The following is a 20094-nucleotide window of genomic DNA, read 5'->3' as shown; positions in this document are numbered from 1 at the left end:
CAGCTAGTGTTTTGCACATTTTGCATAGCACGAAACTGCATGTTACGAACGACTTGAAGTGTGCGATCGCGAAGGGCGATAGCTTCTTCCGTATCGTTACCAAGAAAGCGAGGTGCGGCGGTTACCGCCAGCACCCCAATAACCAAAATGGTTATAATAAGTTCTACTAATGTAAAACCGGTTTTTTTCACATTATTCGACGCAGCTGTTGACTGTGATAGTAGGGCGTTCACCCGTGCCCGCATTTACATATTGCACCGAACATTTGTCGCCAGCAGTATCAGGCGCATTATTTACATCAGAATAGTCGCCATACCCTGTATAGTAAATAAATGCGGTCGTGCTACCGTCGGTAGAAACTAAGTACTCATCGGGTAGATCTAAAAGCTGTGTAAAATTATCAGCATCATCACCATCTGGGTATCCATTAACAGTTGTCACATCATCCGTACCATCTGCGTTAAGGTCTATCCCCCCAGTTGCACCGGCTTGATCTGCAATTAGCGCTTTGCCATATATAACCGATGAAGCGGATTCTAAAGAGCCAGCGATACCTTCCAATACAGAATCACGCGCATCATCTTGAAGGTTCAAAAACTTAGGTGCTGCGGTTACCGCTAGAATACCCAGCAGTACAATAACAATGATTAACTCGATTAGGGTAAAACCCTGTTGTGTTGATACTTTTTGCATAATTTAACTTCCTAGGTATTAATTAAAAAACAGTAACCTGGCCGGTGGCTGGGTTGTAAGTGAAACCGTCGTACGTTGTACCGTCTGGCGTCCCATCTGCCGGTGCTGAGCTATTAGGTAAGCCCATAGATTCAACTAAGTAGTAAACACAAAGTGTATTTGCACCTGAGTCGTCCTCACGAACGGCATATCTGAAATCAGCAACAACGGTGTCGTTCGTCGACGTTGTGTTTGTTGGTGCTGACTGAAGAATTAGGTCAAATACGTTTTTGCATTCAGTGTCGTTAACGGTAGAAATAAGTGTGTTGCCTGTAGAGCTTCCCGTTGGGTAACCAATGGTGCCGTCTACCCCTACTTGCGTTTGATCGTAAGTGACTACAGTGCCGTTCCCATTTCCATTATTTCCGCTCGGACGGCCTTCAACTTCCCACTGCGCTCTTACAAGACCTACCGCTGCGGCAAAACCACCAGCGACACCTTCAACACTTGCTTCCCGAGCTTCATCAGTAACATCTATAAAGCGTGGTAATGCTGTGGCCGCAAGCAACCCTAGAATGATTACAACAATTATCAGCTCGATTAGCGTAAAGCCTTGTTGTTTGGTGTTCATAACATCTCCTTGATGACGATAAGGCGAATTGTGCCGCCGTTTAATCAACTATTTCTTAGCCTGACAACGCCGCTACCAGCGTTATATTCAAACCAAATCTCTTTTCCCCAAAAGAATGCACATTGTAAGTAACCGTTTGCATACTGGTCGCTTACGGTCACTGTTGACAGCGCTTCACCTTCTCTTAAGGTTGCAAGTGTCAGCATGTATTCGCACGCATTCCCCTGTACTTTTTCAAGTCCTTCGGGCCAGCCTTTTTCATTAATGTATAGCTCTGCCGCCACATCTTTGTGCTGTTTAACTTTGCCACCAGCGTCAAACTCAGTTTCGTAAATAAGCACAGTATCTTGCTTAGTCTTTATCCATTGTGCCCTGGCTAACATCACCACTCGCTGAAACTGTGCAACCGCGTTCTCTTTGTTAACCTTTTCCGCTTCATCAATAATTGGTGTCGCGTAAAACACGTATGTTGTCCCAATAACAGCAAGCAATACGCCTATAACAACAAAATTAAGTAACCCCGTTTTGGTGCTTGCCACGCTTTTCCCCAGTTATAAAGCGCTTTATCAGCCGCCTTTCACCGCCGACATCATGTTCCACATTGGCGTAAATATGCCAAGCGCCAGGATCAATACCATTACCGCAACAAAACCAATCAAAATAGGTTCGATTTTGGCCGTTAAACTTTTCAAGTCGAAGTCGACTTCACGTTCGTAATAGTCAGCACTTTCTTCTAACAACGGTTCTAGTCGCCCCGTCTCCTCACCTACTGCAATCATCTGTAGTACAAGTGTAGAAAACAGTTCGCTATTTTTCGAAACTCTAAGCAAACTTTCGCCTTTTTCGATCCCTTGCCGCATTTCTTTAATGCGCTTTTGCATGTGCGCGTTGTCTACGGCGTCGGCAGTAAGTGAAAGCCCTGCGGTTAACGGCACGCCTGCACGTAAGATCATTGAAAAACTTCGGCTATATCTTGAAAGTAATGATCGCTCAATAATGCTGCCCACGACAGGCAACTTTAGTTTAAATTTGTCCCATTTGAGTCGTCCATTAGTCGAATTAACGTATTGTTTAACAGCGAAAATCCCTCCCACAATCACAATAATTAGCAGCCACCAATAGTTCACAAAGAAATTGGAAGTACCAATTAACACGCGGGTCATAATTGGAAGTTCAGTGTCAAAGCGCTCAAACATTTGGGTGAACACTGGCACAACAAATAGATTCAAAATGAACATGGCAATTGCTAGCGCAATTAACACAAAAGTGGGATAGCGCAGCGCCGATTTGATGCGCTTGCGGGTTTCTTGCTCGCGTTCGAAATAGAGGGCAAGCTGTAGGAATACATCGTCTAATTTACCGGTATTTTCACCTACCACCACCACGGATATGGTAAGTCTCGTAAACACCTTTTCATATTTAGCCATGGAAGAAGACAGACTTCGTCCCTGCTCTAACTGGTCTGCAATATCTTTCAAAATCTCTTGAAAACGTTTATGCGATGCATTTTCGCTTAGGCCTTTAATGGCGCGAATAATGGGAATACCGGCCTTTAGCAATGAGTACATTTGGCGGGAGAAAATGATCATTTCATCCAGTCCCACCTTTTGTTGAAATAAACGCGTGATATCGAAGCCGTCTCCTTCATTTTCTGCACTGCGTTTTTTTGATTCAACAATGGTAAGAGGCACAATGTTTTGTGACAGCAAGGCTTGTGCTGCGGCTTGCGCTGACGCGGCTTCTATAACTCCTCTTTGAGGCCCGCCTTGCGTTGACTTACCTGCGTACTTGAACTGTGGCATTAGTGATTCACCACTTCAGGAACAAATTCAGCGACTTTGAACACTTCATCTAAAGAAGTTTTGCCCTGAGCTGCGTAGTCCAGCGCCATGTGAGATAAAGGAACAAAGTCTTTATTCGCCTTAGTCGCATCTACGAAGCCCTGCGTGTCGTCTTCACGCAAGGCCTCCATCATGTCCTCGTTCATTTCCAGAAATTCAAAAACACCTATCCGGCCTTTGTATCCTGTGTGATTACAGCTGTTGCACCCGCGTCCTTTGTAGAAGGTGGCAGTGGCTAATTCAGGTTTCAAGAAGCCAGCCCACGCTTGTTCTTGGGCGGTTGCAGGCTTTTCTTCTTTACAGTTCTCACACACCCTACGAACCAGACGCTGTGCAAGCACTCCTCGTAATGAAGTAGCAACCAAATACGGCGCCGCGCCCATATCGATAAGGCGAATAGCGCTGGTTACTGAGTCGTTGGTGTGCAGCGTACTTAATACCAAGTGGCCGGTTAATGCACCTCGAAGACCAATCTCTACGGTTTCTTGGTCACGCATTTCCCCCACCATTATAATGTCAGGGTCTTGACGTAACGTAGTGCGAAGAATGGCGGCAAAGTCCAGCCCAATTTTGGCATTAACCTGAACTTGGTTGATTCGCGGTAGACGGTATTCAATGGGGTCTTCAGCCGTTATGATTTTAAGGTCAGGCTTATTGAGTTCGCTAAGTGCCCCATACAGAGTCGTAGTTTTACCGGAACCCGTAGGCCCCGTTACTAGGATCATACCGTGGGGACGATTAATGGCAGCTCTAAATTTCTCTGCCATAGCATCGGGCATACCGGTTTGGTCTAGCGTTAGTAGGCCAGCAGACTGGTCTAATAAACGCATAACTACCGCTTCTCCTTTGGCCACTGGCATGGTCGACACACGCACATCTAAGGTGTGTCCTTTTACTTTAATATTAAATCGCCCGTCTTGTGGAATACGCTTTTCAGATATATCCAAGCCAGACATGAGTTTGAGTCGTAGTACCAGCGCCGAGGCTATTTTCACTTGGTTGAGCGTGTTTTCTTGCAAAACGCCGTCGACACGTTGACGAATGCGCAGGATTTTTTCATCGGGCTCGATGTGAATATCTGATGCCCTAACTTGAACGGCATCTTCAAATATGGAGTGAAGTAGCTTAACGACCGTGGCATCCGAGGTGGTGTCATCAAGTGCTGACAACTCAAAATCAGCCTCGTCTGCATACTCTTCACCTAGTTTTTCAGCAAATGACGCAATGTCCTGGGTACGGCGGTAAACAGAATCAAATGCCTCTAGCATTTGGTTCTCTTGCACGATAGCCAGCTCAACGGTTCGAGGAGCGACTAACGGGCCGAGTTGGTCTAAGCCTCCCAAGTCCGTTGGGTCGCTCATGCCCAGCAGCACTTCATCGTCGTCCGCTTCTAACACCAAGGCACGATAGCGACGTGCGTAAGTCTCTGGGATAAGCTGAGCTTGCTCTGGGTCTATACGGCGCTGTGTTATATCCAAGAAAGGAATATTTAGCTGCTGTGCCAAGAAGCGAAGAAGCTGGGGTTCGCCGATAAAGCCCAAATCGATAAGTGTATCCCCCAGTTTGCGCCCTGACGTTCGCTGCGCCGCAAGCGCATTGTCAAGCTGCTCACTGGAGATAATGTTTTCGTGAACGAGTAAGTCGCCAAGGCGCATCTTTAATCGAGGTCGCATTAAGGCTGCTCCTGTAAATCAGTTAGACGCGAGTTTGCATATTGTGCAGATGCAGAGGAAAGCCCGCCAATGGCGAGTGCCCTGGAATAAGATGATATCGCCAGGCTCTCATCTGCCAATGCGTCATAATTCACCCCTAGTGCCAACCACCATTTCGCATTATTAGGCTGTAGCGATGTCATAGCGCTGAATGCTGATATCGCTTGATCTGACTTATTGATGGTTTGAGCAGAGGTGCCCTTTAAAATTAGATAGTCGGCACGGCCTTCGGCTAACGCTTTAGCATCCAAGCTATCAGGCATCAAATTCAATACTTCTTCGAAGCGGCTTTCCTGCACCAGAATTTTGGCCATTAGCTCTCGCCAAATTAATTCGCTAGGCGAGATCACAATGCCCTCTGAAAGTACCTGCAGTGCCTGTAAATTATTGTTTTGTCCAAAATAAAGTGCAGCCAGCTGCTTGCGCGCCTCCTCATTTTGCGGAAAGGTTGCCAGTGCTAGCGTGAAGCTTTTTTGAGCCTCATCAAAAATGCCAAAGTTATACGCTTTAAGTCCTGCTTCTAAATGCACTGCACTTTGTTGTTCAGGTGACTTAGGTGCTACCTCAACTACAGGCTCTCTGGTTATGATATTTGTGGGTTTAGGCTCTACGGCCTTCGAGCTTGAGGGTTGTGTTTTGCTAACCGCAGACAGTTCTGATTGAGGGCTACTGGCGTTTGCGCTGTTATTGACGCTTGACGCATTCACATCATCAGCTGTGCTGGTTGCTGATACCGTAGTTGTAACCCTTTTTCTGTATTGAGCTTCATCATCTTCTAATGACTCATCAACGGTATTGAAAACCAACTCAGCCACATCTGACGCACGGTTTTGTAGCGCCATATCACTTTCAGATAACGGGGTCGATTGCATTCCTTGTGACGGCGCATTTATATCTGCTGTGCTATCGGCAACGCGCTCTGATATTGTACTTTCAGCAGGCGGGTTGTTAACGCTCGGGGCACTTGAAACGGCCGTTGTGCTTAATTCATCTTCATTTTTTTCGCGATGGGAAGTACCAGATAAAAGTGTAATTACTAACCATACTACAAACACCAAAACGGCGATGATCATGAGCGCTTTTGGCCAAACTGGACGTTGACTGACTTCAACGGTTGGCGGCAAACCAAAGTCTTCACTTTTATTGCGTTCATCCAGTGACTTTAAGGTGTCATTCAAAATACTCATATGCCACCTGCGCCGTATACATGTAGTACACTTGCAACTGCCACCACAGCAAGCGACAAAATAACAAGACTCTGCCTTGGGACAAGTCTGCGTTTACAGTCATGTGTATCGAAAACGGCGCTTAGGGTATGTGACCAGGTCGCCGACGCCTTGCCCTGACCATATGCGCGCAAAAGAATCTTATGACAAACTATGTTAACCAAGCGAGGCGTGCCCTTGGTAACCAACGCTATAAATGCGCGCAGTCCTCTAGATATCAACTGCTCGTCACCACCTGCTGTCGTCAACCGGTGACCAATGTAGTAATCGACTTCGGCTGACGTCATTGTGCGTAAAGTGTAGGAAAAACTTATTCGCTGGCGTATTTGTCTTACTTTAGGGTTTGCCAGGTTGTCATCCAGTTCAGGCTGTCCAAACAAGACAATTTGAAGCAGCTTACTTTTTTCCGTTTCCAAATTGCTAAAAAGACGCAGCATCTCAAGAGCATCCCAACTCAGCGACTGCGCTTCGTCAATGATTAGTACCGCTTGTCGCCCCTCTTTTTTAAGGGATAATAGCTTTGTCTCTATTGCATTATGCAAGCCTTGATTATCACTATTTCCTTCCGTAACAATACCTAACTCTCTCGCAAATGCTTGGCGTAATTCATCAGGCGAAAGGTATGGATTGGGTAAATAGCAGGCTACAAATTTATCAGACAGATGATTAATTAATTTACGGCATAACAATGTCTTACCTGTACCGACTTCACCGGTTACTTTTATAAAGCCTTCAGACATACTCAATGCTGATAAAATGACTTTTAACGCTTCATTGTGTGGCGCAAGCGCACAAAAGAAATCCGTATTCGGGGTAAGCGAAAACGGCATATCTGTGAAGTGAAAAAAGCCCTGATACATAATTAGTTTCTATACCACTGATCAAGTAATGACTGAGTGCGAAGACGTTGTTTTTCCCACGTGTCCGGTTGCACAACTGATGGGCGTATCAAGATCACCAGCTCGCGCTTACTCTGCGTTTTGGCTTTGTTTTTAAACGCGTTACCAATGAATGGAATGTCGCCCAACAAAGGCGTTTTTGATTCTTGCTCACTGGTAACGGTTTCCATCAAACCGCCAATCACGACAATTTCTCCATCGCGGGCACGAATTACCGTATCTGACTCTCGGATATTACTTTGTGCCAGTGGCAGCAAGATTTGCTGATCGCCCACCTGAATGACTTTAGTCTGCTCTGCCGTTTCCGTTACTGATGGGTGAACGTGCAATATAACCGAGCCGCTTCTGTCAATTTGAGGGGTAACATCTAAGGCAATACCTGAAAAAAACGGGGTAAGTTCGATGTCATTTTCGTTTTCGGTTTGTGTCGCGCTTTGATCTTCACTGGTCGACACATCGGTGACAAAGTATTCGTCCTGACCCACTTTAATCACTGCTTTCTGGTTGTTAGTGACGGTCACTCTGGGGTTACTCAACATCTGAACATCACCTTGGGTTTGCAGCATATTGATAACGCCGTCAAAGTCACCTCGGGAAATTCTCAAAGTAGAAACGCCGCCAATATCTGTAGAGATTGAGTTCCCTATGCCATTAACTGCATTAATGGCTGGATCTATACCTGCAGCGGTATTTGCAGCAAAGTTTGACGCTATAGCTCCGCCACTGAAGCCAAAGTTCACACTGCCCGTCAAGCCGCTTGCAATACGATCCCAGCGCACGCCTTGCTGATAGCCGTCGTTTAGAGTGACTTCAATAATGCGCGCCTCTAATACCACCTGTCGCTGTAAGCTCTCTTGGCTTTGGTTTAAAAAGTCTTTCACCACTGCGATTTCGCTGGGCAGTGCTCGAACTGTGACCAAGCCCGCTTGGGGTGAAACCACAACCTGGCGGCCTTCTGTTGGCGAGACCAGTACTTTTAGTGCCTCTTTTAAATCGCTCCAAAAGTCGTTTTCACTGGTAGTCTGAATGTTTGAGCCATTGAGCTGTTGGATGTTATTGCCGCCAAGTCCGCCTTGGCCTCCAAAACCACCCTGACCACCTAGCGCGTTCCCGCTAATGTTGTTATTGCCGTTAATTCCACCGTTGTTGCCACCATTGTTTTGGTCTTGCTCACTTACCCCACCGGCAATAACGCTTACGTTAGATACACCGAAGCGCTTGATCATAAGAAAGTTAACCGGGATAGATTCCGTCTTTAGTTGAGAAGGCATAACCTGAATTACTTTCCCTTCCAAAAACACGTCTAACGGATACATTCTCGAAATAATGGTTAATACATCTTCTAACGCCACTTCTTTGAGCGTTAAGCTAATTTGCCCCGACACGGCTGGATGAACCGCGACACTGTAAGGTGTGTCTTCAACTAACGCGTCGAAAAACGGACGCACGTCTACATTGTTAGCAGAAACTGCAAACATTTTCTGTGATGTTGGCGCAGGTAACGCTTGATAACGGGCAACCTCTGCCAGCAGTTCTTGATTAAGCTGCGGGGGCGGTGTTGGTTTACTTGATGTCGTATTCTGAGAACGTGCTAGTTCATCGCGAATATGAGGTTTTACTTCCTCGCCAACACCATAAGATTGGCAACCTGCCACAACTAACGCTGCAGACAAAACCAATGTGTTAACAATGAGGCTATTTTTTAATTTCATATGCATACATTCTTAGTATTTTCTGCTGACGTCCGTCAGTGATAACCACGTTCTTGGGGTTAATTTTTGATACGGTGTATTCGTTAAGTGTGTCGCCCACGCGGTAAGATTTACCCGATATGATGGCGCTATAACCTGTACTGCGTTTAAAGATAGATTGAAGTGCTAGCTCTCCTGCTACAGCTTCATCATTGCTAGACACTGATGCACTGGCGATTGCAGGCCTAGTCGGGTCGACAGACGCAACTGCAGGTAAGCATGTTGCTATCGCTAAAGCTGTGACCACAATTCTTAACCGTTTCACACTCTCTCCTTACAGCGAGATAAAGGTTTCATTATTGCTTACCGTTGCTAACCCCAGCGCTAACGTGGCACTTGGGTAAGCTTCAACGTTGTAAGCAAAATCTGTTACTACGACTTTTTCAGGCGCGGCTTGAAGGCGCGCTAGGTAGCTACGCAGGTCAAAGTAAGTTCCCTCAATAATTAAGCGCATGTTATGACGGTAAAACGGTGTGCTTTGAGACTCACCGTCACCAAAGCGTACTGTTTCGGTAGGCTCGACCTTAAAATTCACTAAACGTACGTTGTCTTCTTCGTTTAGAAGCGTCATAAGCAGCTCGGGCATTCGATCGGCTGCGACAAACCCTTCATTAAGTGAAATTAGTGCCTCATCAATTGATAGTAGGTCTTTTCTGGCCTTATCGAGTTCTAGCTGCGTGCGCTTTGTATAATCGATGGTTAGCGCTTCTTGAATAGCATCTCTTTGAATGACCAATGCTTTGTGCTCGCTCTCCTTTCTGATGACTGCTTTATCGGTTGCAGACAAGTCATCAAGTGCAGGCGAAACACCGAACCAGAAGAATAGATAGATAATGAGACCAAAACTCACCCATGTAATTAGCTGTTTTTCTCTGCTTTCAAGAGCGGAGAATTTCTCAGAGAGCTGCTGGTACTGATTCATCAGCGTCTCCTTCAAAATCTGTGGATATCAAGAATTGTTTCACGTTTTCTTTGCCGTCTACTTCATCAAACTGCACTGAAGAAAATGACTTACCTTGGAAAAACGGAGACTGCTGCAACTTTTTAAGCCACACAGGTATAGATGAAGGCGCCAAGGTTTGGCCTGACAGGCGAATGGTTTGTGTATCGATATCAATACTCGTCAGCCATAGGTTCTGATTGTGGAAATTAGCCAAATCGTCCATAACCTCGCCGTACTTTGTTGCGTCAAATGACAACTCTCCGCTATCAAGATACGCTAACAGACGTCTTCGGTTTTCAATTTTGGCGTTCACCTTTTCAAGCTGTTGCTGAAGCGACTGGGTGTCTCGTTTCTTCTCGAGTGCAGCGCTTAAGGTTTTAATTTCGCTATTCAGTTGGCTAATCGCGTTTGTTTTTTCATTTAACTTTTTCTGCTTCGCCCCCAACGTAATATTGAGCGCGATTACCACCACCAACATGACACCTATTGCCGCGCCATTAAGCCAAAGTACCTTCGAGAATGGTAACCGCTCTTTCTTTGGTTTAAGAGAGTCCTGATAGAGGTTTATCGTTCTTTTCATGCCACCTCTCTCGCTGCAACAAGTGCACTTGCTAACGCAAAGTGGCAGGCAGGTTCAACTACATCGGCTAAATTAAGCTGTGAAGTAAAGACACTCATGGCAACGGGCTGAAACGGCTTCAGCCGTTCGATCACTGGCACACAGTCAAATTGAGTTTTAAACAGAATTTCTTTTAAAGGCGGCTGCTTAAGTTGCGACTCATAGAAATCCATTGAGCGTTGAATTTCTAATCCCAAAGTATCACTTAGCTGTGACAGGTCTGTCTGCTCATTAACTTTGCTTACAAATCCACGTAAGCGACGTGCCAACCAAATAGCCTGAGAGCGCACTATCATTAAAAACGGTTCACTGTTGGGCTCTTGGATGATGAGTAGTCGCGCATAGTCATCATTTGGCACCATTTCAGTTGCTAACACTTCTTTGGTGTGGATATGTGTAAGCTGCTTGTCTTTCTTTTTTGCCATGCTCGCTGCGACGGCAGCAAGTGAGGACCTTTCGGCAGCGAATACATTTATCTTTTGGCCGCCACTCCGACTTTTAACCGGGTAGTCGACATAGTCTAAAACCATGTTGCTGGAGTCATAGGGAACCAGCTCTCCGAGAGTCCACGGTAACGCTGTTGTAATATCCTCTTCTGCCATTTCTGGCTTATCAACCTGTACCATGTGGTACATATGCTGTGAAAGCACTATAGCAACATTACAGGTCGACTTAGCAAACGGGCTTAACGCCGCCGATAGCTGTTGCTTGAGAGGCTGATGCTGATCATAGGGAATTGAAGAAACAGAATTAAGTGAAACAGCGTCGCCACTGCGCTCTATAGCCACAATGTGTAGCTCAGAAGCACAGACCGATACGCCTACAGTGACGCTAGTTTTTTTACTTTTCGAAGAAAATAAGCGTGAAAGCATATATCTACTTAATTCGTTAATGCCGAGTATTATCTTATAATCAACAATACCTTATGGCGCCAATAAGTAACATGGCATTAACTCAAAAGTAGACTAATTATCTAAATAGAACAAATACCTATATAAGCATAGGCCTATATTGTGCACCCTCGTTTATGTGGCCAGTTTAATCGCTTAAATTTGTTACTGTTCCGTTTGCAGGAAAATAGTCGAAATACGCGCCGCTACTTAAGCTGAAGCGACACCAATAGTTGTCTTCGTTCTCTTCAAGTTCAGCATAGTAGTCGGCATGGATCTTAAAGCCGTCCACGCGCAGTGGTGTCGCCACTAGCGACGTCCATATTTTTTCACACCCTTCACTAGAAAGCTCAGCGGTCGGCCATCCGTTGTGATTCATTCGCACCGGAGTACGGTTCGTTTCTTTGCCCGACTCATTGTAGTGAATCAGCATTATCATAGTAGTGGGTTGGCGGACTCGCCATTGCCAGTGAGACGAGACGACGTGACGCTTAAACGTATCTAGGTTTAGTGCAAAGGCGATTGTTGTGGTGTCTTTCTCGTCGGTATGAAGAAAGTTGATAGTAACGCCAAGGGTAATTGCAAAAATAGCTGAAATAGCCGCCTTAAAAACATTAGACGTGGAAGGTTTCTTTTTGTTGGTTTTATTCATTGTCGATTCCCCATGCCTTTGTTCAAGTCGTTAGCGCTTGTTAGGCATTGTTCTATTTTATCGACATTTTGAAGAAAAAATGAAGTAGGTATAAATAAACCTTAAGAATTTCTGGTTAAAAAACGAAGACTCAGCATTATGGCAACGGCTTGTGCAATATCGTAATTCCCCAAAAATCACCGTCTTTTTGCTTTAATTGCCAGCCATTTTTTATGAGTGTTTTTCGGGTGTAATAGTTAGTCATACCATGCCCGAATAGCACTATCCGCTCGTGTTTCTCACACAGTTTTTCAATACGCTCGGAAACAAGATTAACCCTTTGCTTGGCAGCTTTGAAACTTTCAAATCGACCTTTAAATCCTATGAACCATAATGCACGGCTTAAGACGACCCAGTGCCAACTGCGCAAGGTGAACGGAAGTTTGTAGTAAGGAATATCCATTTCTTTAAGATAGGGCAACTCTTCATCAATTTGAGTCGCGCCGTAATAAGCCGCAGACAATTTAGCCCTTAGTAACGGGCTAACCACAATGTAGCTGTCGTCGATATGGGTCTTCTGCTTTGGGTGACTTGTTGGATCGAGTATCGATTTATCATAGTTACGCACCCACTGAGCATATTGAGCTGAGTTTACTTTGTCATTATGCGCCGAGAGAGGCTTACCGTGTCTAATAAGTACGACTTCCTTGACGGAAGTATTGTTTATCACGTCCATGTTCATTTTAAGTCGTCTACTTTATCCTGTTGGGCTAGCTAATCAATGGCGATTGAGCCACCTTATCGCTTTTCAAGCAAAGATGGCTCCTTCTAATACGTACCTTTTCACGGGTTAGGCGCTTGCCAATACAGCATCCACAGACTCATCCGATTGAACTGCGCCAGAAACTTTCATTGAGATATAAGAAGACAGCGCTTCCTGTTGGGCTTTGTCCAAGCGTAATCCATGTTTTGTTCTGCGCCAAATCACGTCTTCTAGACAACAAGCCCACTCGCACTCTATAAGGTAATCAACTTCTGCCTGATACATACCAGCCCCGAAATGAATCCCCATAGCATCTACTGACGCTTTACCTTTAAGAAACTTATAACATAGTAAGCCATACTGTCTTGCGTAGCGTTCAGCGATAGCGTTGTCCAGCCAAGAAAACTCGGAAGTTAGTTGAGCAACTAGCGATTCTTGACTCTCAAATGCACCACCTGGTAGCGGTACTTCTTTGGTCCACGCTTTTTTCGCTTTCGGGAAACATGAGACAAGTTTATCTACCGCGTGCTCTGAGAGCTTTCGATAGGTTGTAATTTTGCCGCCGAAGATATTAAGTAATACGGGCTTTCCAGCTTCACCCTTAAGCTCTACTTTATAGTCCCGAGTAAGTTCTTGTGCTGACGCGTTTTTCTCTTCTAAGAGTGGGCGCACGCCACTGTAAGTATGGACTATATCTTCGCGTGTTATCTTGGACTTGAAGTAGTTGTTTACGACTTCAATTAGGTAATCAGTCTCTTCGTTTGAAATTGCAGCGTCAGACGGATTACCTTTAAAGTCTTCGTCTGTTGTGCCCACAAGTGAGAAATCACCTTCGTAAGGGATCACGAATACAATACGCCCGTCTTTATTTTGTAAAATGTACGCTTCGTCAGAGTTATATAGCTTGGGAACGACAAAGTGGCTTCCCTTTACCATGCGCATCGCATTGGGGTTGTGAATATTTACCAAGCGATCTAGAAACGATACTGCCCACGGTCCAGCCGCATTAACAATTGACTTGGCCTTAACTGTAAACGTTTTCCCTTGAGACGTTTTAAGCTTCACATTCCACAAATTATCTAACTTTTCAGCTTTAACGCATTCAGTACGCGTATATATCTTCGCCCCCTGATCTCGGGCAGCTAGTGCATTTAGTACCACTAAGCGTGCGTCATCTACCCAACCATCTGAGTATTCAAAACACGTTGAAATATCGCTAACCAGCGGGCTTTCACTGGTGGTCGTTAGCTTACGTGAGCGCGCTAACATATTGCGCTTAGCCAGCGAGTCATAGAGGAATAAACCAATTCGTATCATCCACGCAGGCCGTAAATGCTTTTGGTGAGGCAAACGAAAACGTAACGGCCACATGATGTGAGGCGCTTTCTTCAACAACACTTCACGTTCTGCCAGCGCTTCTTTCACTAAGCGAAATTCATAATGTTCTAAATACCTAAGTCCACCATGAATTAATTTGCTGCTAGAAGAAGACGTTGCGCCTGCGAGGTCACCTTTCTCGCACAAAGCAACCGAAAGCCCGCGTCCCGCAGCGTCAAGCGCGACGCCTACGCCGTTAACACCGCCGCCAACGACTAAAACGTCGACTGTCTGTTCAGTTTGATTGCTTTGACTCATACATTGCCTCTAGTGGTATTTATATGGATATCCTCATATGGTTGTCTATTTGACAAGCAAAAAGAAAACATGTCAACACAAAACGAACATTTACGAACATTAAAGAAAGTTAAAATTCGTAGTTAAAAGGAATGAACAAATCCAATCGCAACAATATTTGACTGATTTACATTGAAAAATACGTGGTGTGTAAGTGCGCTTGCGGCAACAGTGCGTAATGTTTAAAGAAGGCTGCCAAAAAGTAGAATGCGAGCAAAACCGAGAACAGGTTTAAAAGTAGTGGAAAACTATAGCAAATAGATGGTCACGCTTTGACAAAGGTGATGTTATTTTCTTCGATTATCTTGCTTATGCTGGGCGGCGGGGCTTTATCACAAACTAAGCAATCAACCTGTGAAATGTGCCCCTGCTCCACCATTGCGCGGCGTTCAAACTTACTGTAGTCCGCAGCTAATATAACGTGTTGAGTATGTTCCAAAATGGCTTGGGACACTTTCACTTCTCTGAAATCAAAGTCAAGTAGTGCACCGTCCGAACTAATACCACTGATACCGATTATGCCGTAATCCATGCGGAACTGGCTTATAAAATCGCAGGTTGCCTCGCCAATGATTCCGCCATCGCGATAGCGAACTTCACCGGCAGCAATTATGACGGAGAAATCCTCTTTAGCCGAAAGAATGGTAGCAACGTGAATATTGTTGGTTACCACGTGAAGATTTTTGTGGTTGAGCAACTTAGTTGCAATCATTTCCGTCGTCGTACCGATATTAATGAACAACGATGCGCCGTCAGGGATCATCGCAGCCACTGCTTCAGCAATTTTCTCTTTGACTTCGCTGTTTTGGGTTTTCCTTTCCTGATATGGCGTGTTTTCCCAACTTCTGTTTAGGCCAGCACCACCATGATAGCGACTTACCACACCATTTTCAGCAAGCTGGTTAAGGTCTCGACGGATTGTTTGCGGCGTAACGTCGCAAGCACTGACCAAATCATCAATAGACATAAAACCATGTAGCTTTATAAGCCCAACAATTTTTTCGTGTCTTTGCGTTTGATTCATCACGAGTCCTCAGAATTAGAAAATTACATCAATTATACGTGCTTAACTTCAATGTTCCCATAACAAAACGAAACACCAATGTTCGTTTTCGAAAATATAGCATTGTTAATCCTGTGTAAATGATGCAAACTCTATGAAAACTATCTTCAGGAGTGACCTTATGGGACAACATATCCTTGCCATTGACCAAGGTACAACAAGCTCTCGCAGCATCATTTTTTCTCCAAAGGGCAGTATAGACGCTATTGCACAGCAGGAATTCTCTCAAAAATATCCGAAAGATGGCTGGGTTGAGCATGATCCAGAGGAAATTTGGGAAAGCGTTGTCTCTACCCTCAAAGAAGTTTTCAATAAATGTTCATTAACACCATCAGATATCGCAGCCGTTGGTATCACTAACCAGCGCGAAACAACCTTAGTGTGGAATAAAAACACTGGCGAGCCGGTCTACCCGGCTATCGTTTGGCAAGACAGACGCACAGCCCAGCTTTGTCGTGATTTAAGTGAAGACGAAGAGCTCGTCTCACACATTACTGAATCGACAGGGCTTCTGTTAGACCCTTATTTCTCTGCCACAAAAGTAGCTTGGATATTAGACAATGTAGAAGGTGCAAGACAGCAAGCCGAGGACGGAGAGCTGCTGTTTGGAACCGTAGACACGTTCCTTATATGGCGCTTAACGGGTGGTGAGTCACACAAAACTGATGCCACCAATGCCTCGCGTACAATGCTGTTCGACATCAATAACCAATGCTGGGATGAGAAGTTACTAGATAAATTCAATATCCCACGCTCAATGCTACCCGAGGTGATGGACTGTGCGGCTGACTTTGGTGTAATGAAAGAAGACATCATAGGTAGAGCTATTCCTATCCAAGGCGTAGCAGGCGACCAGCAAGCAGCATTAGTAGGCCAAGCGTGCTTTGAAAAAGGCATGGCCAAGAGCACCTACGGTACCGGCTGTTTTATGATATTGAACACTGGTGACGCCCCTTTGCAATCGAAAAACCGATTACTCACCACCGTTGGGTATCGTTTAAACGGCAAAACGACTTATGCGCTTGAAGGCAGTATTTTTATGGCCGGCGCAACCGTTCAATGGCTCAGAGATGGCCTGAAGCTTATCGACGATGCCGCCGAATCGGAGGCACTTGCACAGCGAGCAAGACAAGATAACGGCGTGTTCCTTGTCCCGGCATTTACTGGTTTAGGCGCACCTTATTGGGATCCAGATGCCCGTGGCGCAATTTTAGGTTTAACCCGCGACACAGGCATTAGCGAAATCGTTGCAGCGGGACTTCAGTCTGTTTGCTATCAGACTAAGGACCTGCAAAAAGCAATGGAAAGCGATGGCGCTCGCCCCACAACTATTCGTGTAGATGGCGGTATGTCGCGTAATGATTGGGTTATGGGCTTTCTTTCAGACATATTGGGCGCTGAAGTAGAGCGCCCTGAGATTACGGAAACCACCGCTCTTGGTGCTGCCTTCTTAGCAGGATTACAGGCTGGTGTCTTCAATTCAATCGACGATTTAACCCATTGTTGGAAGAGTGATAGCGTTTTCACTCCAAGATTGACCAAGCAAGAACGTGATCAAGCCTATGATGGTTGGAAAGCGGCAGTTGACCGCATCCGCTGTAGTTAACTTGTAGCGGACATCGCATTAGAGCGTCCCTGAAAACCAAATCGGGCTCTCCTATTTGGCATAAAGGAAAACGATAACCCCTAATATTGGTTTTTTATTAGGCCATTATCGTTTTCCTTCCTCCTATATCGCACTGTTCTCTAAACGACCTGAAAGCTCTGTATTGAAGTGAAGACTCTTCATTCAAAAAGTCATTACAGAGCGCTAAAAATATAGCGTACAGCGTTCAAACTTACCTCAATAGTCTCCTTTGTTTACAGCCTACTATTTATTACCGTCTATAAAACATTCAATTTCTCTTAATATTTTTATGGTAAACGTTTACCCAACTATGTTATAAAGTTGTTACTGTTTATGGTAGCCATCCCTACAATCGCCTACCAGGACGCTAAAAACACACTCGACACGACTCAAGACACTATTAAAAAATTTACCTTGGGGGTAATAGAATGAAGACACAATTCAAGTTAGGTTTGACTGCACTTGCGGTAGCGCAATGCTTAAATATCAGCATTGCTTCAGCACAAGAAGCGGCCGATGCTGATAAACAAGCTGATATTGGCGAAACCGAAGTTATCACTGTCCGTGGTTTCGGTAGCACATTAACCCGTTCACTACAGCACAAAAAGTTAGCTGATTCGACGGTAGAAATTATCTCCACAGATGACCTGGGACAACTTCCCGATGTGACAATCACTGATGCTCTCGCTCGCTTACCGGGTATTGCAGCAGACCGTGATCGCGGAAACGCGAGTCAGATTTCTATTCGAGGTATGGGGCCGCGTCTAAACCTTGCAACCATGAATGGCCGAGAAATTGTTAGCGGTGAACCAAGCCGTAGTGTTCGTTTTGAACAATTCCCTGCGGAACTTATTAGCTCAGTTGAAGTTTTTAAAAGCCCTTTAGCAAGTAATATTGAAGGGGGTATCTCAGGCTTGGTTAACATGCAATTCGTAGAACCCTTGACTAAAGATCAAAGGTCAGTAAATATCAGCGGGCACTTGATGGATTACCCTTTAGCAGACGATATCCCCACAGCCGACTCCCAAGGTTATCGCGCTAATTTCAGTTATATCGACCCTATTTCAGATACATTTGGTATTGCGTTTGGCGTTGCCGTTCAAGACCAACCCTCTCTACAAAAAGATGTTACCTCGTGGGAATACAATAATGTTCCGGCTGAACAAGGTGATGTTAATGGTAATGGCATCTCTGAAGCGGCCCCTTGGGGAGCACAGACGGCTACGAAAGGAGGTGACAACCAACGAGTTGGTGCAATGACAGTACTTCAATGGCTACCAAATGAAAGTTTAGAACTAAAATATGACCTCTTCTATTCCAAATTTGATATTGAAGAACGAGAAGATCAAGTCTGGTTCGACGGTTGGGGTAACTGGGGCGGCTTAAATAACTGGAACATTTCAAATGCCAGCAACCCGCCGCAAATCATAACTAAACCCGATGGTTCAGAACAAATTGTTTCAGGTGGAATGTTGTGGGGCGGTAGCCACACTGCAAATAATTCTACTTGGTTCCAGAAAAACGAACTCGTCAGTACAGGCTTAAATGCTGAATGGCTTGGCGATGTATGGAAAGTTAACGCGGATATCGGCTACTCAGAAGCGTCAATTACCTCGCGCTGGGTGAATATTCAGTCGTGGTATTGGGATGCTGATGCGGATGCAAATGGCATGGACTATAGCTGGGACACTACCACTGACCGCTTATCCATTGGCACCGGTTATGACATAAGCGATGCTACAGATTACGGCCTTAACTACATGCAAGTGGACAACGACCGCCTGTTAGAAGATGAAATGATCACTGCCAAGCTTGATTTCGCTCGGCCAGTCGAGTGGGGAATTATTGATGCCATGAGCTTCGGCGGGCGTTGGACAGATAGAGAAAAAGACAATGATGTGGTTAGCTGGCAACAAAGTGTAGCCAATAGCAGTGCCAATGTAGACGCCTTTACTTACGAGCTTGGTGAAGGCTATGACGTCCCTGCGCTTTACAGCATACGAAATTGGTCAGAAGTAGCGCAGGAAGCGTTTGGCGGGATAGATAACCGCAACCAGCATACCCAGACTAATGCCGATATACTTAATAGCTGGAATGTTCAAGAAACTAATACTGCATTGTATGTTCAGTTTAATCTGTTAGGTGAAATTGGCGGTATCTCGTACACGGGTAATGTAGGTGTGCGTTACATCAGTACCGAATCTACTTCATCCGGTTTTCAGCAAGCTGACGGGGGAGAGCTAACTGCGGTATCGATTGACCATGACTATAGTGAGGTGCTGCCTGCGCTAAACTTACGTTTTGACATTACGGAAGATTCGCAAATTCGCTTTGGACTTTCACGTGCTATATCTCGTCCGCCTCTCATTGAAATGCGTACAGGCTTACAACTTAACACATCTTCTACGGTTAACACTGCTTCTGGCGGTAACCCCCAGCTAAATCCATTCATCGCGGACCAAGTTGACCTGGGCTATGAATATTTCTTTGCTGAAGATGCTGCTCTTACCGTGTCACTCTTCTTTAAAGACCTAAAGAGTCATGTAGGTGCAGCTACAGATACACTTAATATAAATGGTGAAAGTTACCAATTTACCGGCCCTGTGAACGGTGATGGTGGTCAGATTCGCGGCGTTGAAGTGATGTATCAGCAAGCGTTTAACATGTTGCCAGAACCTTTTGATGGCTTGGGCATTTATACCAACTACAGCTATACAGATACTAACGTGACGGAGTTTGAGCCTGAAAACAACCCATTGACTATGGGTGGCTTATCTAAAAATGTAGGTAGTTTAACTCTTTGGTATTACAAAGCAGGTATTGATGCGAAGGTGTCATATAACTACCGCAGTGCATACACTAGCGTAGGTAGCTGGGATCCAGGTGCCGTTTTCACTATAGACGACGAAGCCACGGTTGATGCCAGCATTGCCTACGAAGTGACCGAAAACTTAAAAGTAATGTTACAAGGTCAGAACCTAACGAATGAAGCGTCTACGTCATACTTTGACAACGACCCTACCCGACCACGTCAATACGCTGAATGGGGACGCCGTTATTTGTTAGGCTTCCAATACGCGATGTAAGTGCGTTGTATCGGCACTGCTCTTTCATATAAGGGCAGTGCCTTTTTGCGTTTAAGCCAACTAGGC

Annotated in this window: 19 protein-coding genes; 2 read left to right on the top strand and 17 right to left on the bottom strand. The window is 45.2% G+C overall.

What is annotated here, in order from left to right; translation table 11 throughout:
* The 17 genes from BIZ39_RS14000 to BIZ39_RS13920 all read right to left on the bottom strand — a co-directional run.
* On the bottom strand, window positions 1-191 hold a 191-nt coding region (locus tag BIZ39_RS14000; protein WP_187447270.1), incomplete at its 3' end, for a prepilin-type N-terminal cleavage/methylation domain-containing protein.
* A gap of 1 nt (window position 192) precedes the next feature.
* Window positions 193-693, bottom strand: a complete 501-nt coding sequence (locus BIZ39_RS13995) for a type II secretion system protein (protein WP_187447269.1) — start codon at window positions 691-693, stop codon at window positions 193-195.
* Window positions 694-715: 22 nt separating this feature from the next.
* Window positions 716-1303, bottom strand: a complete 588-nt coding sequence (locus BIZ39_RS13990) for a prepilin-type N-terminal cleavage/methylation domain-containing protein (RefSeq protein WP_101563278.1) — start codon at window positions 1301-1303, stop codon at window positions 716-718.
* A gap of 44 nt (window positions 1304-1347) precedes the next feature.
* Complete coding sequence (locus BIZ39_RS13985; RefSeq protein ID WP_187447268.1) at window positions 1348-1842, bottom strand: hypothetical protein; 495 nt, start codon at window positions 1840-1842, stop codon at window positions 1348-1350.
* Window positions 1843-1869: 27 nt separating this feature from the next.
* Complete coding sequence (locus BIZ39_RS13980; protein ID WP_014947900.1) at window positions 1870-3105, bottom strand: type II secretion system F family protein; 1236 nt, start codon at window positions 3103-3105, stop codon at window positions 1870-1872.
* On the bottom strand, window positions 3105-4817 hold the full coding sequence (locus BIZ39_RS13975; RefSeq protein ID WP_187447267.1) for a GspE/PulE family protein: 1713 nt from the start codon (window positions 4815-4817) through the stop codon (window positions 3105-3107). The genes BIZ39_RS13980 and BIZ39_RS13975 overlap by 1 nt, the downstream gene beginning before the upstream one ends.
* Window positions 4817-6043 (bottom strand): tetratricopeptide repeat protein, encoded by a 1227-nt coding sequence (locus BIZ39_RS13970; protein ID WP_187447266.1) that lies wholly within the window; start codon window positions 6041-6043, stop codon window positions 4817-4819. Before BIZ39_RS13970 ends, BIZ39_RS13975 begins: the two co-directional genes overlap by 1 nt.
* Window positions 6040-6942: an ExeA family protein gene (locus tag BIZ39_RS13965; protein WP_187447265.1), complete on the bottom strand. Its 903-nt coding sequence runs from the start codon at window positions 6940-6942 to the stop codon at window positions 6040-6042. Before BIZ39_RS13965 ends, BIZ39_RS13970 begins: the two co-directional genes overlap by 4 nt.
* A 2-nt stretch (window positions 6943-6944) precedes the next feature.
* Window positions 6945-8693 carry a pilus (MSHA type) biogenesis protein MshL gene (mshL, locus tag BIZ39_RS13960; protein ID WP_014947896.1) on the bottom strand — a complete coding sequence of 583 codons (1749 nt, stop codon included), beginning with the start codon at window positions 8691-8693 and terminating at the stop codon, window positions 6945-6947.
* Complete coding sequence (locus tag BIZ39_RS13955; protein WP_014947895.1) at window positions 8677-8997, bottom strand: agglutinin biogenesis protein MshK; 321 nt, start codon at window positions 8995-8997, stop codon at window positions 8677-8679. Before BIZ39_RS13955 ends, mshL begins: the two co-directional genes overlap by 17 nt.
* Window positions 8998-9006: 9 nt before the next feature.
* Window positions 9007-9654, bottom strand: a complete 648-nt coding sequence (locus BIZ39_RS13950) for an agglutinin biogenesis protein MshJ (RefSeq protein WP_187447264.1) — start codon at window positions 9652-9654, stop codon at window positions 9007-9009.
* On the bottom strand, window positions 9629-10255 hold the full coding sequence (locus BIZ39_RS13945) for a PilN domain-containing protein (protein ID WP_061439056.1): 627 nt from the start codon (window positions 10253-10255) through the stop codon (window positions 9629-9631). The genes BIZ39_RS13950 and BIZ39_RS13945 overlap by 26 nt, the downstream gene beginning before the upstream one ends.
* Window positions 10252-11166: an agglutinin biogenesis protein MshI gene (locus BIZ39_RS13940; RefSeq protein ID WP_187447263.1), complete on the bottom strand. Its 915-nt coding sequence runs from the start codon at window positions 11164-11166 to the stop codon at window positions 10252-10254. Before BIZ39_RS13940 ends, BIZ39_RS13945 begins: the two co-directional genes overlap by 4 nt.
* A 166-nt stretch (window positions 11167-11332) precedes the next feature.
* Window positions 11333-11836, bottom strand: coding sequence for a hypothetical protein (locus BIZ39_RS13935; RefSeq protein ID WP_156085764.1), 504 nt, complete (start codon window positions 11834-11836; stop codon window positions 11333-11335).
* Window positions 11837-11972: 136 nt separating this feature from the next.
* Window positions 11973-12551 (bottom strand): phosphoglycerate mutase family protein, encoded by a 579-nt coding sequence (locus tag BIZ39_RS13930; RefSeq protein WP_262385770.1) that lies wholly within the window; start codon window positions 12549-12551, stop codon window positions 11973-11975.
* Window positions 12552-12665: 114 nt separating this feature from the next.
* Window positions 12666-14213 (bottom strand): glycerol-3-phosphate dehydrogenase, encoded by a 1548-nt coding sequence (gene glpD / locus BIZ39_RS13925; protein WP_187447262.1) that lies wholly within the window; start codon window positions 14211-14213, stop codon window positions 12666-12668.
* A 304-nt stretch (window positions 14214-14517) separates the two neighbouring features.
* The gene (locus BIZ39_RS13920) at window positions 14518-15276 is read right to left on the bottom strand and encodes a DeoR/GlpR family transcriptional regulator (RefSeq protein WP_187447261.1); all 759 of its coding nucleotides are present in this window, start codon (window positions 15274-15276) and stop codon (window positions 14518-14520) included.
* A gap of 160 nt (window positions 15277-15436) precedes the next feature.
* Between BIZ39_RS13920 and glpK the strand changes: the two genes are divergently transcribed.
* On the top strand, window positions 15437-16921 hold the full coding sequence (gene glpK, locus BIZ39_RS13915; RefSeq protein ID WP_069943539.1) for a glycerol kinase GlpK: 1485 nt from the start codon (window positions 15437-15439) through the stop codon (window positions 16919-16921).
* A gap of 449 nt (window positions 16922-17370) precedes the next feature.
* Window positions 17371-20028, top strand: coding sequence for a TonB-dependent receptor (locus BIZ39_RS13910; RefSeq protein ID WP_168462953.1), 2658 nt, complete (start codon window positions 17371-17373; stop codon window positions 20026-20028).
* The last annotated feature ends 66 nt before the right edge of the window (window positions 20029-20094 follow it).

The organism is Alteromonas sp. BZK5 (genome assembly GCF_014349115.1).
Lineage (GTDB): Bacteria > Pseudomonadota > Gammaproteobacteria > Enterobacterales > Alteromonadaceae > Alteromonas > Alteromonas macleodii.
Note: the sequence above shows the minus strand (reverse complement) of the source record. Positions and strands in the feature narration are given on the sequence as shown.